This window comes from Saccharococcus sp. Marseille-Q5394 (assembly GCF_946901335.1).
Lineage (GTDB): Bacteria > Bacillota > Bacilli > Bacillales_A > Planococcaceae > Sporosarcina > Sporosarcina luteola_C.
Genome location: NZ_CAMPPQ010000001.1, coordinates 597761 through 622473 on the forward strand (window position 1 = coordinate 597761; position 24713 = coordinate 622473).

Here is a 24713-nt window from a genome sequence, read left to right on the forward strand (position 1 = left end):
TGTAAAGAAAAGAAAAAAGCACCTCGATAAGATGCTTTTTAGTCTTGATCAAAAGAAATCATAATGTTTTTCTCTACGTAAACCTCTTCTATATGGTTGTTTATTATTTTTTGCTCTATCCGAGCTCTAATTTTGCCTGGAACCTTAAACTGTTGGTTAAAAGAATCCTTTACAGAATCCCTAAGGTTTTTAGACATACTACCCCGTATCTCTCCAAATTCTTCAGAAATTACCAGGAATTTATTGTTAGGAATGTTTATTGAAGTTAATAATCCTTCAATATCTATTGTTTTTGACTTTTCACTACTATTTTTCATTAAAATTCCGTTTAATACTTCTATTTGCGAATAATCTTTTTTACTAAAAACTATTTCCTGAGTTTCCTTTTCAGAGGATTTTTCGTTAACTTCTAATGCAAACGAAAATTTATTTGATGATATCTCTTTCAAGAAATTTTTCATATCCTTAATGGTTTCTATGTCATATTCTTTGTCTATCATCAATGATTCTTCTATAGAATTTTCATTATCATTTTTAACGTCATATAGAAAATTGTAAAAAGAAGTTAAAGATTTTTCCGGCACTTCAAATAAATCAGCCTCAAGAGGATCAGTTTTTAACCATACACCAAACGAGGAAGGCTGAAGTGAGTCAATTCTCAATTTCGCAAAGTAATCAGCGTGTTCCTCCGATTCGTTAATAAGTCTATTTTTCATTCGTGATATCCCATTATATGTCTTTGTAAACTTTTGCATTAAACTCATAAATAAGTCTAAGTCTATGTCATGATTATTAACCTCATCTTTAAAGATGACTTTAAACTTTGAGCTGTCAAAGACAGTCTCATCTACTCTGTTTAGATTTTTCTTACTTACATAATCATAATCGACATGAAAGTCTTTTAAAGGGTAATCTTCTCTATCGAAGTTAATATCATCTACTACCTCTAGTCTAATTTTCACCTCGCCTGGATCTGTAAAAGAATCGATGTAAAGATGTTGTAATCGTTTCTGTCGCAGAAGCTTATCGAGAAATTTCACAACAGAAAGTTGTTGCCTGATTATTTTTTCTCTTTCCCTATTAGAAATTCTGCTAAAAAACCATTTATCAATATGTTCCTGAACCTCTTCAATGTAATAATTAAAATAATATTCTGATTGTTCTGATCGCGAAATAAAGAACAATGGGAAGTCATAATAATCGAAGATATGTACAACCTCTAGTGCTTCTAATTCGGAGTATTTACTTATGTCCATCACGATCTTCCTCTCCTAGAAACACTTTAACCATGTCTACGTCTTTATATAACCATAAATTCAAATGTTCGTTCTCTGTTTTATGTATACCGCATTCCATAGTAATTATACCTTGAACGAACTTTTTATTCCGTAAATTTTTAAATCTTATTGTTGCATCGTTTGCTGCTTCATAAGTAGTAAAGAATGAGATTGCAAGGGCTTCACATGTTTTATGAGAGGGATACCGTTTATTCCTTTCTCTATGATTTAAAAAATCAACTTCTTGGATTGTATCGTTTTCTATCACTCTATAGACAGGATTAATATCCATTTCTATAGCGTCTATCGGAGGACACTGTGCAGGAAAATCTTTTTCTTTAAAAGGCATTTCTTCATGCTCCCTTCAATATTCTATTACCCTTAATTCTGAATTATGTAATATTAATTAATGAACATAAGACTAATATAACAGAATTAAATTTACTTTGGATATTTTCGACAAACTACGACAAAAACAGCACCCCATCCAACTGGACAGGGGGCTGTTTGCTTTATTAAACAAACTCAATATGTATCTCCAAACTCCAGCCTTGTTTACACTCACTGCACCGCGCATGCCCCCAAACCGTGCTGCCATATGTGATTCCGTGTAATTCAATTGCCGATTTCAAACAACCTGCACATTTGCTTCCTTTAATTTCTTGGGTTAAGAAATCCAACAGATCAAGGCTGCCGTCATACTTAACTCTGAAACTGCACATTTCTTCAATACAAGGATCACAGATCGGAAGTTCCCATTCTTCGATTACTCCAACGTCCGACTGGCTGAATTGGTGATTACAAACCAAGCAATGCACATTACTCATTTCTATTTCCACAAAACATCCCCTCCCATCGACCTAGTTCTACAAGAAGATTAGAAAGTCCTTCTTTGTGGAAACAAAAAAAGCGCCCATATCCACAACGGATAGGACGCTTTCACAGTCATCAATTTTATTTAGTATATCCTTATTTCTGCAATTCATCATAAACAACTTTCATAATAGAAGCTGATTGTTGCCTGGTAATACTCTCCGTGGCCGTTCACCATTAACGAAACATTTGTCATGGCCCACTTCCATGCTTCTTTATGCATATGGCTTGGTGCTCCAGGAAAGCGTTCTCAACTGAAACTGCCTCCTTTTGCTTAGGTTCTATTTATTTTCCGCTAAACTTACGAAAACACTCTATAACAAATGGGCAATGACGGCAATAACTAGAAGGTGTGGAAAGAAATAAATTCTCCGCTTTGTTAGGCAACATATCTAGAATTTCACATTTTGAATTGATTTCGTTTGCCACTGCCAAAGCCCATTGTCGAGACTTTTCCATATCAGCTTGTTTGAAAACAAATTTGCTTCCCCTACTAAAACGGAGGAAGTACAAATTCCCTTCCACCGTTGATTGGTTCTTCATTTGACCGATAGCCCAGGCATACAAACCGACTTGGTGATTGTCCAGAATATCGTATCTACTCCTGTTTGTTTTCCAGTCTACTATTTTACCGCCATCTTCAGAGACTACATCGATATACCCTTGAACTATCGGGGCTGACTCATCTTTTGATAATGGAAGTTTGAAATGTACCTCTGTTGCACCCATGTTTTTTTGAATTGGAGCACGGCTGACTAAATCGGACAACTCCTCCAAAGTAACTTCCGGATGAAAATCAGCTTCGATCAGTCCATTTAAAACTGCTTCTGAATGACTAATCCCATTGATTTTATCCTCAATGGCTTTATGAACCCCCTTACCCAATGCTAACGGGTAAGTAATCGGTTCCTCATATCCCTGAATATACTTCTTATAAAACCGGTACGGACAAGTTTCATACAAGCTCAATCGTGAAAAAGAGAATATCATGCTGCTATCTCCTTTCTTTATTTGAAAAAGGAAAAGAGGACTGGCTGACCAATCCCCTTTTCATCTTTATTTATCAGAACGGTAGATCCTCATCCTTTACTTCAAATGAACCTCCGACTGTTCCGTATTGATTGGCATGTTGACCGGAAGCATTCCCTGTATAGGGATTCGGTTGCTGTTGGAAGCCCCCCTGCCCCTGAGGTTGCTGGTAATTCTGCTGTCCTTGCTGATTTCCCTGTCCCTGAGGTTTCGGGTCAAGGAATTGTACAAAGTCAGCGACCACCTCCGTAACATACACTCGATCCCCTTTGTCATTTTCATAATGGCGAGTATTTATGCGACCATTCACTGCAGCTTGACTTCCTTTCTTTAGAAAGTTTGCAGCATTTTCAGCGGCCTTCCTCCAGACCTGAACCATAATAAAATCCGCTTCGTTTTCTCCGTTGGCATTTTTAAACGGACGGTTCACTGCAAGCGTGAAGTTGCACACGGCTACACCACTCTGCGTATATTTGATTTCCGGATCTTTTGTCAGACGACCTACTAAACTCACGTTATTCATATTGATCTCCTTTTCTCATGACCGTGTATAGCCATGCCCCTATTTCTACTCCGTAAAGGGTGACGGATATTTGAATTAGCAAGCGACACTTTATCGTTTTTCACCAAATTTCGTTCACAGTCCAGTTTTTTCATTTTCAACATGTAATAGAGAAATGACACGTTCAGCACGACTTTCTCCATTTGAAAGTCATAGGTAGACAGTGAGGCTCTCCATGCTGCCCTTCCTATTTCAGCACCTTCAATCGCCCAGCTTGTTCTTTCAGCTTCTTCTTTCACATATTCAGCCAATACTCGGTTGAATAGTAGATGAATCTGGGTTTCTCTACACGACTTCATGACAAAACGAAGCAATTCATCCTGCCGTTCCTCCTGATTTTCGATATGAGCGATAACGATAAACATGGCAAAGTGTTTCACCAGCTGTTCGTGTTCATATCTCTTCCAGTCTCGCAAAACCGCTTCCCTTTTCTTTTTAAACTCAGGCCGGTTCTTCCGTTTATATTCAGCCCAACCAATTGTACGGAGTTGCCGTGCATTCAACCGTTCAGCTGGATGAAGTGGTTTCTTCCTTGTTCCGAAATACTTTGTTCGTATTTCATCATAAGGAAGACCGGATAGCTTCATTTCAAAGTCCAAGACACCACCGGAAGCACCACAGAACCAACATTTGTATAGTTGGTCCTGTGTGTTCAATGACAAATAGAATTTATGTCCTTTGCCCGGTTTGGAATCCTCTTCGCAAAATATGCATTTGCATAGCGTTTCCTTTTTTCCATACGTCCGTGGATTGAATGTAACACCATATCCCTCTGCAATTTTCAGGATTTCAGGTAGCATAATTAAGCCACCCCCTTGTCTGCATCCCCCAACTTCTCGAAGAACGTAAATCCGTTTTCTGTACGGGTCTGCATTTTGAACTTCTCACCAACGGATAGGTGTTTCGTTTGTTGAACAGCCTCTTCTCCTTGCGCGAAAACCATTGTTTGGGTACCACTAGCGACATTCTTCACATACATCTTTGCAAAAGAAATGCCGGCTGGCGTTGTACCTTGCTCGTACTTTTCCATAATGAACGCATCAAGTGGTTCAGAAGCTGTTTCTTTCTCCTGTAGAACAGGTTGTTGAACAGGTTGTTGAACAGTATCCTTTTGACCCGAATGCATTACAGATTCAGACTGTGCAGGCTTCTCGTTCTTCTGGGTAGAAGTGAACTCTACAAGGAAATTGAATCCACTCTCTTTCTTGATGACCATAGATAACTCTTCGCCCATCGGTACTTGGCTGAGTGATTCGATCATTTCCTGATTGGCTTTGACGAGTACCAAGCTCACTTCTTTGCTCTCTTTATCCATGACATTCAATTTTGCGAATTGAACATTTTGTGGACTTACTCCTTTTTCAAAACTTTGCAGAATGAATATACCCTCAACATTTTGATCCTTCGATTGCTGAGCAGTTGTTTCGGCAGCCTGTTGATCCGTTTGACTCTCGTTCTGCTTTTTAGGGGCTGGAGAAGATTTCATAGGCTCATCAATGTTTCCGACATTTCCGTTATCATCCTCTTCAAGAGACATTTCCTCACGGGTGTACAACCCACCCAATGGGAACTGACGTCGAAGCACGAAGACCTCAGCGATCTTCTGTATCATCGCGGAAGGCATCTTGTCCCACACATTTTTATTGCCGTATCGATTATTCAACTCCCCGGAGTTCGCTTGAAAATATTCCTGGAAGTCGACAAAAACAGCTACCGGCCTGAATCGCTTGTGATGCATGACTGCATAAGCGCCAAGAATCTGTCCACGTTTCTGACCGAACTCGTGGCGCACGCTACCTTCAGACGGGATGAACTCGAATTTATCCCCTTCCCGGACAACATTGGCAACAGGAGGTCCAACATACCCATCTTGGGTGGTTGCAACACGCAGTAGACCATCCCTCGTAGTGATGAAGCTAGTCACGGGACCGTTTTTACTTTCATAGCGTTGGAACACAATATCACCTAGCAAAGGATTCAGTCCGAAGGTTTCACACACTTCAATGAAGTGATTCGCCTCTTCTTGCGTCCCATTTGTCGGCTGAACAAACCTGCTCCAAATCAATGATTTCTGCTCATTTGTAAACGACAACACTTTTTCCATTTCAACCATCTCCTTTTATAGTTTTAGAAATAAAAAAAGCCGATATCACCCGTAAAGGATCAATCGACTTTTAAGAAACTAACACAACAAAACGATAGCAATTTTGTTTTCATGATTTTTAAGCAACACCCCTTCAATTTTTTTAAACAAAAAACCGATCTCTTCCAAAATGGAATCAATCGGCTTTTTAAATATATATCACGCAGTAAATGCGTAAATATCTAATAGTATATAGCTTTTTTTGACGTAAGACGTCTGTCTGAGTTATCAATAGATATAAAAACTCGGAGACAAAGAATTTATGTCGGATCTCCTTAAACAATGCAAGGTTTAACGACTTTCACCGAGAAAGTGGTGACTTAGATAAAAAAGATTTAAATCCATCTTAAATGTTTCTAAGTTGTATAGCAAATCGGAGTGAATAATTTTTTTTGCGTCATCAAATTCGAGCGTGAAAAAAATACAATCAGATAAACCCCATTTACTCTCTACGATATACCTCAATATAATTTATTATTCACTTCCGCGAATGCTGTTAACTAACTCTCTCTTATTAGTGTAATCTTTACGCCTATTTAATGCTTTTTGTTTAGTTATCACATGTTTACCCTTAAAGTTCCTCTTAACTAATTGATTAATTTTAGTTCGATAAAAAACTTCTAGTTCCTCATTTTTAGTATTTGAATCAAGTATTTGTAATTTAGCTAAAACAAATTCCCTCACGGCAGAACTCATATTATTTTGAACGGCTTGATTAAATAAATCTTTAAAGTTTTCAGCTCCCGAGTCAATCATCATAAAAATCGAAGTAAATAATTCCACATTAGAATATTTTGACTCATCATTATTGACATAATCTTCGATTACAGGTAAAAGCTTTGAAGTACCCATAACTGAAAACAGCATATTTTGATGCAAAAGTAGCGAAAATCGAATAAAAAACTTATAAAATTGAATCTGTTCATCTTCGGATTCAATTTCATTTTTAAGAATTTCTTCTGCGGTTAATGTAGTTAATTTCAAGAATAACAAGGAACATATAATTGTGTTTCGATACGCTCTATCCTTTAATGCACCATCTTCCAAATCCTCAACATTTTTTAGGACTTTCCCGCATAAAACCCATGATCTCTGCAGAATTTCAAACTTTGACAATTGCTCCTGTGGAATTTTATTAATTACTGAACTGTGTTTCTCCATATGATTACTCGATTCAAGTAATTGATCATGATGAGCCATTACTTGTTCTTCACTTACTTTTCGATCGTCCAAAAAGTCGTCTATCTCATCGTTTTCAATATTGTCGAGTAGTAATTCATTTTCATGATGAATACCACGTGCAAACATTTCATCAAAAGGCAGTAGAAAATCATCTTCATTGAGAACCTTCTCAAATACTTCTGTCTCCTTGAAAAGCTTCATATATTCTCTTTCCATTCTAGAAACTACTAGATCTAATATTTCTCCATCATGTCTGTGCAAACCAGAATAATAATCTATTTCATTCTGAAATTCCAAATACCTTTCTTCGGATAATACTAATTCTTTAAATTCTTTTGAAAAAGTCATTGCTTTTGCAAGATAATACTGAAAGAAACAATTCAGTTTAAACTTATAGACTCGTCCATTTTCTCTTATTTCACTTAATAAAATACCTTTTTCAACGAAATATTTAATTACCCATTCATGAAAAACTTCGGTGCCTTGTGTTTCCAGACCAATTTTCTTCTTATTATTTAAGTTTTTAATAAAGTTTCTTAAATCTTCCTCTTCTATAACATAATTCTCTGCACCTAGGTGATACATTTCCATTGCAATGTGGCCAAGAAGATTGTCTTTATTATGAAAATCGAATTTAGATGATTGAACATCTGATTCTGAATGTTTTTCAAACAGTTTTTCCACAAAGTTTTGAACCATTGCAGCATTGTTTCTAGGTATAAATCCTTTTTGCTTTTCATATATCCAAAGGAACAAGGATACCGCTAAAGGGGTGCTAGGTATATTTAATAGATGAAAATTTTTAATTATTTGTATTAGATTCTCATCTTCTACTTTTTCGCTTTCTTTGTTAAACCATCTTTGCATTAATGTTTGAATTTCTGTTGATCTAAAATACTCTATATTCGCAATATCAACCTGCTTTGAAATGGGATGTCCTAAAAATTCCGACGGTAAATTTTCCTGTGAAAGAGAATCATATGTTGCAATTATTTTCATTTTCGGATACTTCGTTAACATCTCATTCAGTTCATTATATAATTTTTCATTGCTTATTATATATCGTAAGTTATCTAGGAGTAATACTGTGTTATTTTTCTCTAATATCTCCGTAGTGGACTTTAAGTTTCTCCCTAAGAACTGTGATACTTTCTTAAAAATACTCCTGCTAGCAATAGTTTTTAGATCTATAAATACAGGTATCTTTTTTGAGACATAAGAGTTTTCCAATATCTCAAGTGCAATTCTATATAAAAGAGTAGTTTTACCAGATTCGCTCTGTCCAAACATAACAAGGTTTCTATCGTAGTTACATAGTTTATTAAAAGAGAGTACTTCCGAGTTGTCCCTAAAGTCCGAGAACTCCGTGTTATCGTCTGTATGGTAATTGCCAATTTTAATGATTGGTAATACAAAAAGATCTTTTAGTTGCTTCGGTGCAATAGTATCTGTATTATAGCTTACCAGGTTTTGTTCAATCACCTCCAAAAAGTTGTCTTTAATATATGTGATTGTATTCGTAAAGTTCATCCATGATTCCCTTGAAATAACATCACCTAAATGAAACGTTGAATATGCTGTATCTTCCATTCCTAAATCAGTATTGTCGACAAAACGATTTTTGTCATAATTATATCTCCTAAAGTGAATTGTTATACTCTTCTCGTTATTATTTATGTTAATGATGTTATAACCATTTCTATTTAAACCATGGTTTTGAAAATTGTTTTTCTCCCAATTTGATGGTGCTGCGCATAGTATACAACCTTTTCCTAAACTGGTTGTAATCGATTGAGCATTGCTTTGGTGAGTATGACCCGTGAAGAGAATATCGTAATCTCTCAATATATAATCTTTTACTGGTTCATACTCAGACTCACATAAAAATTCGAAAGGATGATGCATTAGTGCGATTTTATAATCCAATTCTTTTGTTCCTAAATGAGCATCAACTTGAGTAATTTGCTTCTTCCCCATGATTAAATTAGTCTTGTCTTTATCATCAAAACATCTCCATGCAGTGTTAAAACCAGCTATTCCAATTTTCAGGTTGTTGATATCTAATATTATTGAGTATCCAAAACCATTATCTTTATAATTTTCATAGTCCGAGTAATATATGTTTTCAAAGAGCTTGTAGTCTTCAATACGTTCAAGATTTAAATTTTGTGGGGTTTCCATATGAAGTTCAATTTCGTTTGCTGTAACTAGGGAGGTCTTTAAGCCTCTTTCAGTCAGAGGGTTAATTTTCTTTCGGTCTATATCATGATTCCCTGGGATAAAAATGAATCTTTCCCTAGGTAACGATAATGTTTTTAATAGTTTATCTATAAATTCACTTTCGAAAGACTCAAATGATTCAAGGGGCTCTTTTGGATATCCTCCTTTATCGAGCAAATCGCCGGTAAATAACACCAATTCAATAGGAATTTCATTATGCATTTCATGTATATCTTTAAAAAGCGGCTCTAATACATAATTATGAAAGTTTTTATGACCTTTTGTGAAATGAACATCCGATAAATGTAAAATACGCATTTAGATCATCTCCCCCTTAGCTCTGTTTTGGTAGATACGAAAAATTATAATTAATTTTAAAAGTATTATGTTATTAGGATTCTTTGCTTAAATTATTTTTGTTTATGTATAGAGATTAAAAATAAACAAGTCATTTCTAACCTCTAGGGAGTTAAAAAACTTCTTTTCTTCCGTTGTCGAAATTATTTGTAATCCTAAAACATTAGGAGTATTATACCATAAAATTCAATATACAATCTCTTTATTTTCAGACTCTCTTTTAAATGCGCCGACTTCATCAAAGAAATAAAAGAGTTTATAAAGGTTTACATTATGAATTTGTAAGTCATTATCTATAGAAACCCTTAATCGTAGATTTTTAGCGGTTTCATTAATTAGTTGCAAGTGTCTTATTGATTCAGTAATTATAATGACACGTTCGTTGAAATTCTTCCCGTCCCATTTTAAATACATTGGTAAATCACTTACATCGCCTCGTATCACATACACATAGAATAGCTTGTCTTGAAATTGAATTACACCACTAAACGGTTTTTGTGATGGAATAACTTTCGCTTCTGGAAAGTGTTGAAATAATTGAAAGAAGAGAATACGTTTTAAAGCATCCTCTACTTCATATTCAAACCAGTAATTACTCTCATAAAATTCACCTAGCCCAGCTATGACAGCTCCGTTTATTCCTAAAGTGTAAATAGGTACAATCTGCTTGTTCCGATGAATCTCATGCCTCACAAGTTTTCTTTCCGCCACCATCCGTTTGAGGCGCTTCTTATCCAAAGAAAATATCCGAGTGAGTTGGGTTCCACCGATTAATCCAACAGCTGCTAGTGCTTCTAACGCTCTGCGTTCTTTAGGGGATTCCCCATTCACCAAAGGTGATCGCTTAATATTGGATGGTATTCGTGTCCAATGCAATGACCATTCGTGTGATAAAGAATATGGACTGATTTCCATGTGGATTTCCTCCTCTTATTTTATTGAATAAGGGGCACGTCATTTGACGTACCCCATTGCTATTTATAGCACCCGCGTTATACGAGCACGGATCTGTTCTTTCTGTGCATCAGTTTCCAATACACGGACAAGCACCCGATCACCCTTTTTAACGTTTTGGAACTTTAAGTGACGGGCCAATGAATCAACACCTGCTTCCAGATTAATGAACACACCGTACTCGCGGACACCAGAGACTGTACCAACATATTCGTTACCGGAAGTATATCGACCAATGGAACGGAGCCATGGATTTTCCTGTAAGGCCTTTGCACTGACAGTAACGGTCTTCTCTTCTTTGTTAATTTCCAATACTTTCACTTTCAAATGGTCACCTTGCTTGACCTCCTCGGTTAAATCGTCAATCCAACCATATCTGATCTCTTCGAGAGGAATCTTCACTTCGATTCCCCCGATATCTGCACGTACAAGGGAGGGGCTGACGCTGCGAACCACGGCAATGATTTCGTCATCCACATCAATTTTCTTTAATGTAATTGCTGCCATGTGATCTAATGCAGCAGTTCTGGAGCCTGTGAAAACCTCCGCCTCTCTGTCATAATTCAGGACTTTGAATGCGACGGACTGACCTGTCATAGCACGTAGGTGACGAAGGTTGGCAGCTCCTGTAAATTCCATAGGAATGTATCCGCGAATATTTCCTACACTCACCACGGCACATGGCTTATCAAGCAGTTTCTCAATACCAACGATAGGGGCTTGAATGATGGAATTGTTCTGGTGAGCACCATAGACCTCTTTCCAATCCTTATCAAAGTTATTTACCGCTTCCACTTTCGATGGGTCAAAACCCTCAATTAGAACTTGCATGTTGTTTTCAGCCATTTTAAATTCTCTCCATTTCATAGATTTATTTTGTTTAGATATTAAACACGTTTTATTTAATCCCAGAATCCGTCATTGGATCTTACGACATTGCTCGCTTCTTTCTCTTTTATTTTCGGCGGAATTATCGTCTCGACTGTAGATATTTGAACGGAGTTCTTGTTCGATACTTCTTCTGTTAAATCAACGTTCTCTATTTTGGTATCCTGTCTTTTCTCCTCAGGTAAAGGAGTACGGGAAAGTTTTTTATCAGGAGTTACCTCATAAGAATGTTGCGTATCAAGTTTGGGCTGGATGATTCGTTCCACTTCCGACTCAGCCCCCACTTGTTTCACAAGTTCAGATTCAGACGCTTGTCCTTTTTTGATTTTCTTGCGTCGTTGGAAAATGTTACTCAAGCTATTCAGATTAATCTTCTTAAATGACTTTTGATTTTCCCACTCCCTCAACTCCTTCCAATTACGAGGCACAAATTGACCTTTCGCCAGTGCAGGTTTCTGAGGGGTCCCGTCCTGCAGAAGCTTATGGACAAAGTTAAACCTTGGGATACCGTCCATTAAGTCCGTAGGGTCGAACCTATATTCCTCATCTTCCGTATCACGATAGGAATCCGGAAACAGGCGAGGCAGCAATACACGGTTCTTGTATGTGCTCTGCCTCATAATGACCTTGTCCTTTCCGAACTCCTCCGCGAATTCCTTTGCATCTTGTGCAGAGATGCCTCCAAAACAGATTTTGTTTCTACATGATGTAAGAATCGCTTGTTTCATTGCCTTCGGACCAAGATTTCCCGACTCGATTTCAAGTTGACCAAGGGATTGAGTCGCAAAAATACCCGCTACCCGATATTCGGCAGCGAGTGATAAGAAAATTTCAACGTCTGGATTGATGTACCGGCTGTACTCATCCACGATTAAAAAATGGGGGATGCGCGTATCCTCCGTTCCCGGCCTCCTAAACGTACCGTTTTGCAGGTGCATGATCATGAATTGACCGAAGGCATCACCTGCTTTTCTAAGCTTTCCGAGTGCAGTATTGACCGCAAGGACACCGCCTGTTTCCAAATGTTCATCAATGTTCACATCACTCCTTCCTGTCATGATGGTCCGCAAGGCTTCGTTACTGACGATGTTTTCAAGTTGCGCACGTAACCCTATGACGAACTGGTGGTACTTCTCCCGCATGCTGCCGAGTAATTCGGATTCAAAGAAATGAACAAGATCTGTCATTCCGTCCCTGTGTTTCAGTTCCGCTACTTTTTGCTGTAGGACGTGCTGATCGCGTAGCGTATTCATCACGTCGATAATATCCATGTCGTCCCCGTGCAGTTCTTTCAGCAGTTTGGTGACGTTCCGTGCCGACAATTCTTGAACAGTTGCAAAGAATGCATCCTGCTTACCGAACAATCCTTTCAAGACAACGACTGTTGCCTCGGCCACTGTATCCATTTCTCCTTCCATCGGATTGAAACTGGCAGAATCGGTTTTGTTCGGGTCTACATGGATACAAGGGATGCCCATTTCTAAACACATTTCATTTACCATTTCCGCCACGTCGCCTTTTGGTTCAACTACAGATATCCCCAAAGGGACGCCCCTTTTCTTTTGAAGCAGCAATTGATAAATCATCGGTTTCAATATTGTCGCTGTCTTTCCACAACGGGTTGGACCAACAGCAAGCATATGGGTGAAGCAATCACTTCCTTGCCATACGATGGGCATTCCCATTTGACTCACCTCCTCTCGATGTCATTTCTTTTTCCAATCCCATTTGCCGAAGTACTCATAAATCGAATCCATTTTGAAAGGCATGCGTTTTGACTCTCTAAAACTGAAAAGGGTGTGTAGTGTACCAGATATCCTGTGTCTAAGTAATTCCAAATCCTCTTTATTCTGTTGTTTAATCTTCAAATGATTTGATTGATCACTCTCCTCCCATAAGAGTTCAGGTAATGAGTAAGCGTTATGTGATAATCTCTGAATCCAAAACCCCATCTTCTTGCTGTAATTTTTGGTTTCCAATGTTCTTAATAGCTGGATGGAAGTTTGAAGTACAAGAAAACCCAGCTCGTTTAATTCAGCTGGGCTTTGTTTTGCTACATGGGCTTCGACTTCCGGATAGATGTGTAGCGTATTTCTACATACTTTAGTTTTGAATAACACTTTGTAATTTCCTCCTTCTCTAATAAGACAATAAAAATAACACGTTTCACTCAATGGCTGAATGAAACGTGTTTTGTATAGGTCAGCAACATGTTAATTACCATCAAATAGCACTAAGGTTGTTAAAAAGCTTATACTTGTTCAACTAAAGCCCCCGTTCGTTTAAGAAGAAAAGAGACCTTCTTCAACAATCGCGCATGAAATTTTTATTAGGTAAGTTAAAAAAGGTTGATTATAAGGCAACCTTCTGCTTTCAAAACATTTAGTTTAACCCTTTTTTCTCACGGAATGCACTGGTTACCTCTAGGATGTCCTTGTCGAACGTATTCTGAGTCATTGCACTAGCACCACCATCAACGGGAATTACTTGGCCGTTAACATAGCTTGACAGATCACTTGCCAAGAATGTTGCTACACCTGCAATGTCATCGGTGAGTCCAAAGCGGCCCATAGCTTGCTTTTTGCCGAGATGTTCGATGATGTACTCATTGAACTCCCGGGCGTACTCAAGGGGAACACCGAATGCACGAGCCTGAATGTTTGTCATAACGACTCCGGGTGCAATCGCATTGGAGCGAATACCAAATGGTCCTAATTCATATGCTGACTGGCGAACGATACCTGCAGCCGTGTGTTTGGAGGCGGTATAAGCAACAGTGGACCACCCACCCTGAATGCCGGCCACACTTGCAGTTGTGATGATAGAGCCGTTTGTCCCTTGCTTTCTGAACTGTTGTCCTGCGTACTTGTGACCCATAAGCACGGAGCGTGCGTTTATAGTTAAGACCTTGTCGTACTCGTCGGGGCTGACCTCAAGCATTGATTCGGGTGCTCCAACAATACCCGCGTTGTTGTACATCACGTCAAGTTTCCCGAACTTTTCGACAGTAGTGGTGACGAGATTTGCTACGTCCTCTTCTTTTGAGACATCAGTATGAACGTATATTGCATAGTCACCCAAGGCCGAGCTAAGCTCTTCTCCTGCTTTGTCTGCAATGTCTGCAAGGGCAACCTTCGCACCCTCCGAGACGAATTTCTCCGCCACACTCCGACCAATACCGCCAGTTGCTCCAGTAATAATTGCAACTTTCCCATCTAACAAACCCATAATATAATCGTCCTCTCCCTATATATTTTCTACAATTTAAACTTAAAACAGTCTTCTATTCTGCTTCAAATTTAAATCATATATTATATATTATATATGATTTAAATTTCATAACAAGAATTCTTGACTGCATGTCCACCAGATAAACGCACCGTTTTCTGAAACCCCTCTATTTTTAGACAGAGATTATTAAACCTCAGAGCGACTTTATATATGGACAACACATTTAGGAATAGGAGTTTACTAAGATATAAAAGATGCTTATCTATTAGCATAAATTTAAGATTAATTAAATGAAAAACTCCCAGCTAAATCGCTGGGAGTTTTTGTCTTATATATTTGAAGCGTTTCGGTTAACTAGTTCGAGATATTTTTCTGCATTTACAAAATCTCTTTTAATAATACTATTTATTGCATTTACTACATATTTTCGATGCCAGTCTTCTACTTTATCAAAGTCTTTCCAGATACTTTGACAATATGCTGTTGTTACATTGCTTACTTCATAAAAGAATCTCGTAAAAGCGTTGTTGTCTGCAATCTTGAATAAATAGCTAAGGAGTATGGTTAATTTTGCAAGATATTCGACAACATCTTTTTGATTAAGACTTTCTGTTGTTTCATCTAAATAAGTCTTTAATACTTTAAAAGACTCATCAGTCCATTTGTCTTTGGAATATTTTAAAGCTATTCTGAATAAATCCATCAATGCCGTTATATAATCGTTTATTTCTTTATCTGTATTCTGCTTTACACGTACACCTTTTCTGGGGATTTTTTCAATTAGACCAGAACTTTGTAAAATATAAAATGCTTCCCTAACAGGAATACTGCTAACATTGAACTGCTGAGCAAAGTCAGCTTCAATCAATCTTGTCCCTTGTTGTAGTTCTCCTGATAATATTTTTTTCATTATATAAGTTGCAATCTCGATAGGTAACGAGTTTTTCTCTATTTCCAAGCTTAATCCTCCTATCCTCCTATTATAGGAGCTTAACACTACGTAAAATATACACAAATTAACGTTGTATTCTTTTCTCTATCATATCAGATATAAAGAGTGATTATACAAATACTTATAATGCGATTTTTAATTTTGATCAATTATCATCATTATCAGTGGATGCACCAAGCACGATTATGACATCACCACGTTTTATTCTCTCCCTTTCCTTACGTTTTTCAAAATAGCTTTTGTTCGGCTGTTCCTCGATTCGTTGGTTGCCACGCTTTTTCTTGTAGATCGAGTGATTTTTCTTGATCTCGGAATATTACTAATAATCTTAATGCCGTCTTCTTCAATACTGAAATCTCATATATCAGACCGGGTCTTGTTTTGCTACATGGGCTTCCACTTCTGGGTAGATGTGCAGCTTATTTCTACAGACTTTAGTTTTGAAAAACATATTGCGGTTCTCCCTTCCAATAAAGACAATAAAAATAACACGTTTCATTCAATGGCTGAATGAAACGTGTTTTGTATAGGTTTGCAACATGTATTTTATTTATCATCTAAAGGGTTGTTTTAAAACCTTAGCCTTGTTTAACTATTCAACAAGAAGTTTTCTTTATTTCAAGTTGCCCTTTTAGTTGAAGTAACTTGTTCTTAATAAAAGGATCGGTTTCTGAAGGTAATTGGTCTAAGTTGAAAAATTGAGCTTCAATTTCTTGATTCTCATCAGGAGTTAATTCTCCTTCAAAGTCTGCGCATAGATAACCAATTGCAACAGTCTGATACTGATCGCCGCTTTCCTCGACACGATTAATTAATTCTTTGCCAGAATAGACACCAAATAACTGCAATGTATTTAACGTGATACCAACATCTTCTTGTACAGTTCGTTTAATACACTCCTCAATGGACTCATTTAACTGCAAAATTCCACCAGGAATACCCCATGTTCCACCTATGTATCGATACAATAAAATATCTCCAGATTGATTGAGGATCGCTACACTTGGTCGTACGATGATTAATGGGGAATTTCCAATCATCTCTCTCATCTTTTCACAATAATCCATAAAATCCTCCTAAGACATTTGATTCATATAACACCACATAAATGAAGGTTTAACCTGCACAACAAGATAGTTTTGATACATCTTTATCAAACGTAAGGGCAGCTAATTTTAATCCTTCTGCCATTGTTAAATATGGAGCCATGGTTTCTCGGAGGTCCTCCACGGTTAAACCGAATTTGACAGCCAGTGTCGCTGCATAAATTACTTCTCCTGCATTTTCTGCTACCACATGAGCCCCTATTATCTTCATTGTTTTTGCGTCTGCCACTAATTTAAAAACACCTGTTGTTTCTCGATTAACCAAAGCTCTCGGAACGGCATCTAAAGGCAAGACGGATGTTTTCACTTCATAGCCTTTCTCTTTTGCTTGTTGCTCCGTTAAACCAACGGTTGCAATCGCTGGAGCTGTAAACGTAACCCCTGGAACCACTTCTAAATTCAGCTTTTTATTCAGTCCTCCGATGGCATTTCCTGCTGCAATTCCACCTTGATAAGCTGCCACATATACAAATTGAGGAACAAGCGTCACATCTCCTGCTGCATAGATGCTTGAATTCGTTGTTTTTGAATACTCATCGATCATAATCTCACCACGCGAGCCTACTTCAACACCAGCTACCTCTAAATTCAAAGTCGTCGTATTTGGTTTTCTTCCTGTCGCAACAAGTAACTGGTCTGATTCAACGACTTTTGTCCTGCCATCTACCGTTACATAAACCTTTTTTATCTCGCCATCTTGTTCAACACGATCAAAAGTTGCCCCTGTTACTAAATTAATCCCTTGTTCTGTTAATGCTTGCGTGATTGCTTCTGAAACTTCAGGATCGTATTCCTTTAACAGTCGTGGACTTCTTTGCATCAACGTTACTTCTGAACCCAAATGATGGAATAGTTGTCCCAATTCCATACCGATATAACCTGAACCAATGACTGTAAGACGTTTTGGAACCTGTTTTAATTCAAGTAATGATGTACTTGTTAAATAATCTACCTCTTCTATTCCAAGAATCTTTGGTACAGCTGGTGAAGCACCTGTCGCGATTAAAAATCGTTTGGCTGATAACTGCATGCCATTCACTTCGACAGTTTTTTCATCCACGAATTTCGCTTCACCTTTTATTAATTTAAAGCCATAGTCATCAATTAAATCAATATATTTCGAGTTTCGAAGATCCGTCACCAAATCGTTTTTCTGCTTAATTAATGGAGTCAAATCGACATTGCCTGCTGACGTGTGCAATCCCACAAACGGATTGTTTTTTGCAATATGATTGATTTCTCCAGCTCTTAACAGCGTCTTTGAAGGAACACATCCGATATTCACGCATGTTCCACCCACTGTGCCACGTTCTATGATTGCCACGTTCGCGCCGTATTTCGCGGCTTCAATGGCAGATGAAAAGGATGCTCCACCAGAACCAATGATAATGTAGTCATAATCATAATCACCTTTATCTCCAAGTTGCACCGTTTCTTGGTGTTGTACTTCTTCTGTCTCTCCAGGCTGGTATTCGGCATCAGAAATTGCCTTTTTTGCTATTTCCACCTCCACGTCATTCGGAAGTTCAAATACAGCTTCCTCGCGACGAAAATCCACTTCAATCTCTTTTGCACCCATGTTTTCAAGAGCAACAGCAACATGCTCTTCACAGCCCGTGCAAGTCATTCCAATGATTTTAACCCGATATTTTTTCACTATTTATTCCTCCTTATATTTATAAAATCAAGGGTGATATTCAATCAAAGATTATCGTTTCGATAATTGGACATTGATGTAATGCTTTTTGATCTGGACATCGACTTTTTAAGTCCCTTAACATTGACTCAATACGCTTTAAATCTGCAATTTGTTCCTGAATTTCTATTTCCTTTTTTGATACAAATTCAAATATATTTTTGCAACGAACTTCATCATTATCAACAACTCCAAGCAATTTATAGATTTCATTCAATGAAAAGCCAAGGTCTTGTGTTCTTTTGATAAATTTTACACGCTTAACATCATCATCTGAATATATCCTATAACCTTCATTCGTTCGTAAAGGCTCTTTTAATAATGCTCTTTGTTCGTAATATCTAATCGTCTCTTTATTTACATCGCATTTTTCTGCAAATACACTAATTCTGTAACTCATATAACTCACCCCTATAGACATTATAAACCGCGTACTAAGGTACGCGGTCAAGTATAATAATAAATTTATCTTCTTCAACTAACCTCCTTAAGTAGAACAAGAAAAAAGAACCGTTAAAGCGGCTCGATGATCTTCAAGTAAAACACCCGTTAGTAAAATTATTTATTGTACAAATTCAATAGTTTTAGCTGTTCTTTCGGAAGTAGTTTTTCCCATAATTTGCTCAACGAGATAAAGTGCCATGTTAATTCCTGAAGAAACTCCACCAGAAGTTATGAGGTTACTGTCGTGTACAACTTTGCTGTTTGATGCTACTCGAATATCAGGGTATTTTTCTTGTAATACCTTCATTGCTAAATGATGAGTCGTTGCCTTCTTTCCATCTAACAAACCAGTTTCGCCCAAAATATATGCTCCAGTACAGACCGAGCATATATATTCAATGCTATTATGTTTAATAATCCAATCTATTACCTTTTGGTTTTTAACCACAGATTGTACCGCCCTTAATGGTCCGCCTGGAATTATTAGAATATCTAATTCTGGACTATTATCAATGCTAAAATCAGGTTGTACTTTTATCCCTGAATGAGTTTTTATTTCGTTTCCTGTATCTGTAATAGTTATTACTTCAAACGGTCTTGTAGGTAACAACTGCTTTTTGTAAAGGGTAAATGCTTGCTCGGCTTTATTATTAGCGGTTAATGATAACACTTCAGCTGGACCAGCAAAATCTAATAAATCTACAAAATCATATAGTAAAATTCCCACTTTTCTCTTTCTCATTTGTATATCTCCCCTATCAAAACACTTTTCTTGTGCATAACCTTAAATACCTAATCAAGCACCTACTTCTTTCGCTAAACTGTCCAGTTAGTTCTATAAGTAGAATTATAGCCCTTGTTTCAAAATATTCCAACACCCCTTCCGAATACTTATACTGCAATTTAATATATTTTGATCAATTATCTTCATTATCAGTGGATGCACCAAGCACTATTCTAACTTCCCCTCGCTGTATCCTCTCCCTTTCCACCTTACGTTTTTCAAAGTAGCTTTTGTTCGGTTGTTCCTCGATTCGTTGATTGCCACGTTTTTTCTTGTACGATATTTCAGCTCGTATGATGACAACGTTCAAGTAAACAGCAACTATCACGAGCAACACCAAAGTCATTTTCATCATCGTTAACCGGGAAAGGAACTTTTCCATATCCCACGCTGCATGAACAAGGCTTGAAAGAAACATGGATGCTAACAGGGACATTGTAAACGACATTAACCTATCCAGTTTTTTATATTTCTGTTGTTGAAGTCGCCTAACAATGAAATAGATGGCCGTGACTGTCAGCCCTGAAATGAGAATCAACTTTGCTGTCGGGATGTAGACAGCATTGTACATAGCTGTAACGCCCAATGCTGCCGTTAGAAAACTAATCACCGCAATGAATACTTGCAATACGATCAACCCTTTCTGCTTCGGGCATTCGTCACTTCAAGATTCAACACGAAAACGAGTTCATCTGTCAGCAGTTCACGCATGGTTCGGTACATTCGCTTTTGCTCCTTTTTGCCGAGGTGTACGGCTATTTCATTATTGAGGAACTTTTCGTGTACAGTGAGCTTTGTCATTTCTAGCAGTTCGGGAATGACTTGATTATTGGTTTCCATGTAACTTCCCCTTTCATAAGTTAGTGTAATTACAGAACGCATTTCAAAGGACACTTTATATAGAAGGAACGGGTTGGATTGCCTTGAGATAATCGATTAGCTTCCTTGAATCGATTTCAAGGTAATCGACATGGTGGATTTCGCCTAGTAATTGTTCGTGCATGGGCCTCGTCATGGAAGTAGTAATCAAGAGAACTTTACGACCGTCCAATTCGTACATTTCTTTGCGGTATTGACGGACATTGTAGATTTTGACCAAATCGGTGTCGAGAAGATTCACAAGATACTTTTCCTCACCTTCGTGTCGGACGATCCGCTCCAATCCATCGTATATTTTCCTCCGAGTATCTTTGAAATCCGTTTTAAAGGACAAGTCGTGCACTTTAAAGTCTTCCAGAAACCTCATGACGTTTTGTTCATCGTCAAAATGGCGCAAATAGTATTTGGCGAACGTGTACGGGAAAACTTTCAGGCTTTGGCATTGGACGATGACAGACGTATTGGTTGAAAGGTGTTCAACGATTGTCTTATAGCTTGCTGCGCTTTTGGCGAACAGAATATAGTTTGGATTGCTGACGTCCATCAGTTCGTTGGATACCTTCATGAGATTCTTCATTCCAACGCCATGGAGGAACATGTAGAAGAGGTATTCAGTTCCCCTAGGACTCTTCAGCATACCTTGCACATTCGCGCCTCGGTTCAGTTCAAATTTCGCCTTCACTCTCCTGCTGTCCTCCATTTGCCAACCATACGCTTCCAAATCGATCATGACGTCATTGGTGGAAAGAAGGAACGGTAAGTGACGGACGTTTATGCGTAATTGGTCTGCTCGCCGTTCAACAGGCACCCCCTGCTTTCGCAAGCAGGAAATGCCCGTTTCACTGATACGGTGATACGAGCCTTGTCTGTTCTGGTTCACCAGATAGCCGCTGATTGGATGCGTGCTGATCAATCTGGAATTCCGCAAGATGCGCAGTTTCTTGTACGTGTACCACCGTGACAGTTCGTAGCGTCGCATGATCTGCTCCGTACTCAATGCACGGTATTCGTAGAGGCCCGTCAGTATCGCAATATCCAAAGGTTGGAGTATCTTCACCACCTGTTTTTTGTTGGCTCGCGCCATTGAATCCTCTCCTTTCGTTAATTCGTAGGGGCTGTTTATTTTCGGTCACTTCTACACGGGGTTACGAATTGCCTCAACTAAACCTCTTGAATTTGTTCAATTCGACTGATTTCCTGTAAAGCCACTCCCTCCGTAATTTCAAATTGGAAGCAACGGGTACAATATAATGCTTAAATCAGGTACAACATTGTATTTTGATATGAATCCCTATATTGCACCCGAAAATACTGCTATTTCGCTGGGTACAATATAACCGAACCATTCAAACGGTCAGCCCCAAAAATGAGGAGCTACAGCATCCGATAATTCCTCCATAATATCCTCGGGTTTCCGCTGATTTTCATCGTCTTTTTCCTTGATATCAGATTCGAATTTCTCCAATATCCCTTCCTTGATTGATGAGTCAGGAATATGAGCCAAGTGATAATTTCTCGTTTTAAGAACCTTAATGAATTCCGCAAAATTTTCTTGTGATACCACATACACCTGTACATGATTGCCTCTTGGATCTAAAAATCCGATATCAACATTCCATACTCGCCACCAGCTGTCATCCCCAATTAAACCTGTGTGCCGGATTGCATCCTGAATTAACTTTCTGTTGCGATTATCTAAATCGCGGATGAGTTTATTTTCATAGTGCTGAGCAATGATGATGACAGATTTATCAAATTGGAAATCAATTTTCGAAAAGTCATAAGCGTCAAGGGTTGCTCTGAAATAGTAATGCCTAATCATTGCAAGGTAATCCCGGTCTTCTTCTTTATATAAAGGAAGGGCTCCCTCATAGGAAAATTGAAAAACCGGATAGTCATCGATTTCCATAGGCTTAACTTTCGCCAACGGATAGGCCGTTGTCCGTCTTATTGCATTACTGTTCCCTCCTACCTCATTGATTCGGGACATAAGGTATACCTTCATTCTCTCGATATTCTTCAACTGCTCAAGCAGCAATGTCTTTTCTTCCTCCATCTATTTCACTCCTTTCTACATCGGGGACGTTATTTCATATCGCGAACCCTTGCTATGACTACATTTTGAATACCTAACGTCGGACGTTATCGAAGTTTATGAAACACAAATAACCCAACGTCGGACGTTAGGTAGAAGAAACCTTATAGCATCAAGGATCAAGTGGTCTTTTTACGTCAGACGTTCAATTTGTTCAACGTCGGACGTTAACAGTTAAAAATACTTTGAAATCAACGATTAAAGGCTATATTAACGTCGGACAAATGGTTATCCATCATCGACCGGCTTGTATTCCGACAAATAAGGCATCGGATCTTCCTTCACACCAGCTCGAATGATTTCAAAGTGGAGGTGATTGCCAGTGGATGTTCCTGTTGAACCGCAAGTGCCGATCACATCACCTTGGGAAACAGTCTTATTAATCCCAACTGCCACCGAATCCATATGTGCGTATAGCGTAGTGACTTCCCCGTGATTGATCATTACATGAAGGCCGTAACCGTTTGACCATCCATTCTCAGAGGCAAAAATGACATTTCCACTTTGTGCTGCATGTATCGGATCGCCATTCGTACAGGCAAGGTCTATACCTGTATGGAATCGTTCATCACCGTAGACGGGGTGTATCCGATAACCGAATGGGCTGTTAATCTTCAGTCCCGACAATAACGGAATCATCCAGTCGCCAACAACATGAACCTCGCAGTTCATCGTCAGACTCCCAAATTGAGCAACGAATTTTGTAACTGCTGGCACCCAGTGGTTGTTAAGACCAGTGGGGTCATTTTCAGCCCCAATGGGCGCATAGGCGCTTCCTAAGTCGGCAATCGTAATCAATCCATCCTTAATGATTCGATTGTGCAATGTTTTCCCCATGGCTTCTATGCCCTCTTCAATCGTTGAGTAGGAAAATAAAAAACGACTGCCTGTTGCAGGGTCCATCAATCCGCCCGGATTATTCTTTAACATGACAGCTGCAGAAGTTCCTGAACCGGTCTCATGAAAAGCGATAGCAGCCATCAATACCGGGTCTATACCATATTTTTCGGCAACCTCAATAAAAACCGTTCCTTTGTCGGTAAATTTTCCGGCATTATTGAACTGAGAGAAGAATATTTCCTCACTGATTTCCCCGTCCGGTCTACAAACAGCACCTCCTGCAAAGTTCCATCTTTCATCATCTTCCTCAGTAAAAACTATAAACACGCCAAAGAAGAGGAAAAGGGCGAGAATGGATAACAGAAGAAGCAAACCCGGGCTGGCTAAGATGGGAACCAGCCATAGCAACTTTTTCATGCCACTCGATTCCCCCCTATCTCTTTTGGTCATAGTTCAAATAGAAATCTGTAATCTGGAATTTTCCGTTGCTGTCCTTTTCAAACATCATGCTGTAAATATCGGTGTCCTTTCTTACATGGCCATCGCTATCCAACACTTCGCTTACAACGACACCATCCCATGAGATAGCAATCAAAGTAGGCGCAACAGGTTCTTTTATTTCCACGGATAGAACTTTACGGGAAACGATACCTTCAACATCCTTCATCCCTTCAATATTTTCAGCCTTGGTATCTCTCAGGTAATCAATATGGCTTTTAATCAAAACCCCCTCAACAGAATTTAAATGTTCGGTTGGCTTCTTCCTATCAAATGTGTGGAATTTGGTTACAAAGTCTTTGGCCAGCATCTTCGTTTCATCTAAATACTTTTCAGGAAACATATCGATTTGTGTGGGTTTTTTAGTGACTTCATCGGGTGCTTTCAAATAGTTTTTTGTAAAATTGTCTTCTGTGTTTTCATTCACTTCTTCAGACTTCATTTCTTTATTACTGACGTTTTGATTTTCCGATACACCTTCCTTCGATGTGTATTGCCAAATCCCTTGATTCTCTTTTGACACCAAATCTTCATCTGCCTCTTCTTCTGCTTTCTTCTCCTTTGCCTTATCAACAACACCTACAATAAAACCCAATAATAAAAGCGTGACAGAGAGCCCTATCACGCTAATCATAAGTATTTGTTTTGTTTTTTCATTCACGTGCTTCCAACTCCTTCAATAACATTTCTCGCTTGTAACACC

The 24713-nt window shown here is 38.4% G+C and carries 24 protein-coding genes; all 24 read right to left on the reverse strand.

The features are described 5' to 3' along the window. Positions 1 to 38: 38 nt before the first annotated feature. A complete protein-coding gene (locus OC538_RS02970; protein WP_262173232.1) occupies positions 39 to 1256 on the reverse strand; it encodes a hypothetical protein in 1218 nt (405 codons plus the stop codon). Then, on the reverse strand, positions 1243 to 1626 hold the full coding sequence (locus OC538_RS02975) for a hypothetical protein (RefSeq protein ID WP_262173233.1): 384 nt from the start codon (positions 1624 to 1626) through the stop codon (positions 1243 to 1245). The genes OC538_RS02970 and OC538_RS02975 overlap by 14 nt, the downstream gene beginning before the upstream one ends. A 166-nt stretch (positions 1627 to 1792) precedes the next feature. Further along, positions 1793 to 2116 (reverse strand): hypothetical protein, encoded by a 324-nt coding sequence (locus tag OC538_RS02980; protein ID WP_262173234.1) that lies wholly within the window; start codon positions 2114 to 2116, stop codon positions 1793 to 1795. A gap of 319 nt (positions 2117 to 2435) precedes the next feature. Continuing rightward, positions 2436 to 3140, reverse strand: coding sequence for a RecB family exonuclease (locus OC538_RS02985; RefSeq protein ID WP_262173235.1), 705 nt, complete (start codon positions 3138 to 3140; stop codon positions 2436 to 2438). A 73-nt stretch (positions 3141 to 3213) separates the two neighbouring features. Further along, on the reverse strand, positions 3214 to 3702 hold the full coding sequence (locus OC538_RS02990) for a single-stranded DNA-binding protein (RefSeq protein WP_262173236.1): 489 nt from the start codon (positions 3700 to 3702) through the stop codon (positions 3214 to 3216). Beyond that, positions 3699 to 4541: a hypothetical protein gene (locus OC538_RS02995; RefSeq protein WP_262173237.1), complete on the reverse strand. Its 843-nt coding sequence runs from the start codon at positions 4539 to 4541 to the stop codon at positions 3699 to 3701. The genes OC538_RS02990 and OC538_RS02995 overlap by 4 nt, the downstream gene beginning before the upstream one ends. Positions 4542 to 4543: 2 nt before the next feature. Next, positions 4544 to 5845 carry a RecT family recombinase gene (locus tag OC538_RS03000; RefSeq protein WP_262173238.1) on the reverse strand — a complete coding sequence of 434 codons (1302 nt, stop codon included), beginning with the start codon at positions 5843 to 5845 and terminating at the stop codon, positions 4544 to 4546. A gap of 513 nt (positions 5846 to 6358) precedes the next feature. Then, positions 6359 to 9604 (reverse strand): metallophosphoesterase, encoded by a 3246-nt coding sequence (locus OC538_RS03005; protein ID WP_262173239.1) that lies wholly within the window; start codon positions 9602 to 9604, stop codon positions 6359 to 6361. Between the two features lie 225 nt (positions 9605 to 9829). Continuing rightward, positions 9830 to 10558 (reverse strand): hypothetical protein, encoded by a 729-nt coding sequence (locus OC538_RS03010; protein ID WP_262173241.1) that lies wholly within the window; start codon positions 10556 to 10558, stop codon positions 9830 to 9832. 63 nt (positions 10559 to 10621) lie between these two features. After that, positions 10622 to 11443 (reverse strand): S1 RNA-binding domain-containing protein, encoded by an 822-nt coding sequence (locus OC538_RS03015; RefSeq protein WP_262173242.1) that lies wholly within the window; start codon positions 11441 to 11443, stop codon positions 10622 to 10624. Positions 11444 to 11499: 56 nt separating this feature from the next. After that, positions 11500 to 13170, reverse strand: a complete 1671-nt coding sequence (locus OC538_RS03020; RefSeq protein ID WP_262173243.1) for a type IV secretory system conjugative DNA transfer family protein — start codon at positions 13168 to 13170, stop codon at positions 11500 to 11502. A gap of 21 nt (positions 13171 to 13191) precedes the next feature. Beyond that, positions 13192 to 13605, reverse strand: a complete 414-nt coding sequence (locus OC538_RS03025) for a hypothetical protein (RefSeq protein ID WP_262173244.1) — start codon at positions 13603 to 13605, stop codon at positions 13192 to 13194. Between the two features lie 262 nt (positions 13606 to 13867). Further along, a complete protein-coding gene (locus OC538_RS03030; protein ID WP_262173245.1) occupies positions 13868 to 14713 on the reverse strand; it encodes an SDR family NAD(P)-dependent oxidoreductase in 846 nt (281 codons plus the stop codon). Between the two features lie 331 nt (positions 14714 to 15044). Next, entirely contained in the window at positions 15045 to 15674 is a 630-nt protein-coding gene (locus OC538_RS03035) for a GntR family transcriptional regulator (RefSeq protein ID WP_262173246.1), read from the reverse strand. Positions 15675 to 16264: 590 nt separating this feature from the next. Continuing rightward, positions 16265 to 16735: an NUDIX domain-containing protein gene (locus OC538_RS03040; protein ID WP_262173249.1), complete on the reverse strand. Its 471-nt coding sequence runs from the start codon at positions 16733 to 16735 to the stop codon at positions 16265 to 16267. A gap of 49 nt (positions 16736 to 16784) precedes the next feature. After that, positions 16785 to 18431, reverse strand: coding sequence for a mercury(II) reductase (merA, locus tag OC538_RS03045; protein ID WP_262173250.1), 1647 nt, complete (start codon positions 18429 to 18431; stop codon positions 16785 to 16787). Between the two features lie 40 nt (positions 18432 to 18471). Next, positions 18472 to 18870 carry an Hg(II)-responsive transcriptional regulator gene (merR, locus tag OC538_RS03050; protein ID WP_262173251.1) on the reverse strand — a complete coding sequence of 133 codons (399 nt, stop codon included), beginning with the start codon at positions 18868 to 18870 and terminating at the stop codon, positions 18472 to 18474. 162 nt (positions 18871 to 19032) lie between these two features. Continuing rightward, positions 19033 to 19656: a DJ-1/PfpI family protein gene (locus tag OC538_RS03055; RefSeq protein ID WP_262173252.1), complete on the reverse strand. Its 624-nt coding sequence runs from the start codon at positions 19654 to 19656 to the stop codon at positions 19033 to 19035. A gap of 175 nt (positions 19657 to 19831) precedes the next feature. Then, the gene (locus tag OC538_RS03060) at positions 19832 to 20326 is read right to left on the reverse strand and encodes a hypothetical protein (RefSeq protein WP_262173253.1); all 495 of its coding nucleotides are present in this window, start codon (positions 20324 to 20326) and stop codon (positions 19832 to 19834) included. A gap of 5 nt (positions 20327 to 20331) precedes the next feature. Further along, on the reverse strand, positions 20332 to 20538 hold the full coding sequence (locus OC538_RS03065) for a hypothetical protein (protein WP_262173254.1): 207 nt from the start codon (positions 20536 to 20538) through the stop codon (positions 20332 to 20334). Positions 20539 to 20593: 55 nt separating this feature from the next. Beyond that, positions 20594 to 21661 (reverse strand): replication-relaxation family protein, encoded by a 1068-nt coding sequence (locus OC538_RS03070; protein ID WP_262173255.1) that lies wholly within the window; start codon positions 21659 to 21661, stop codon positions 20594 to 20596. Positions 21662 to 21931: 270 nt separating this feature from the next. After that, a complete protein-coding gene (locus OC538_RS03075) occupies positions 21932 to 22633 on the reverse strand; it encodes a hypothetical protein (RefSeq protein ID WP_262173257.1) in 702 nt (233 codons plus the stop codon). 267 nt (positions 22634 to 22900) lie between these two features. Continuing rightward, positions 22901 to 23929 (reverse strand): peptidoglycan DD-metalloendopeptidase family protein, encoded by a 1029-nt coding sequence (locus OC538_RS03080; RefSeq protein WP_262173258.1) that lies wholly within the window; start codon positions 23927 to 23929, stop codon positions 22901 to 22903. A gap of 16 nt (positions 23930 to 23945) precedes the next feature. Further along, positions 23946 to 24671: a hypothetical protein gene (locus OC538_RS03085; protein WP_262173259.1), complete on the reverse strand. Its 726-nt coding sequence runs from the start codon at positions 24669 to 24671 to the stop codon at positions 23946 to 23948. Between the last annotated feature and the right edge of the window lie 42 nt (positions 24672 to 24713).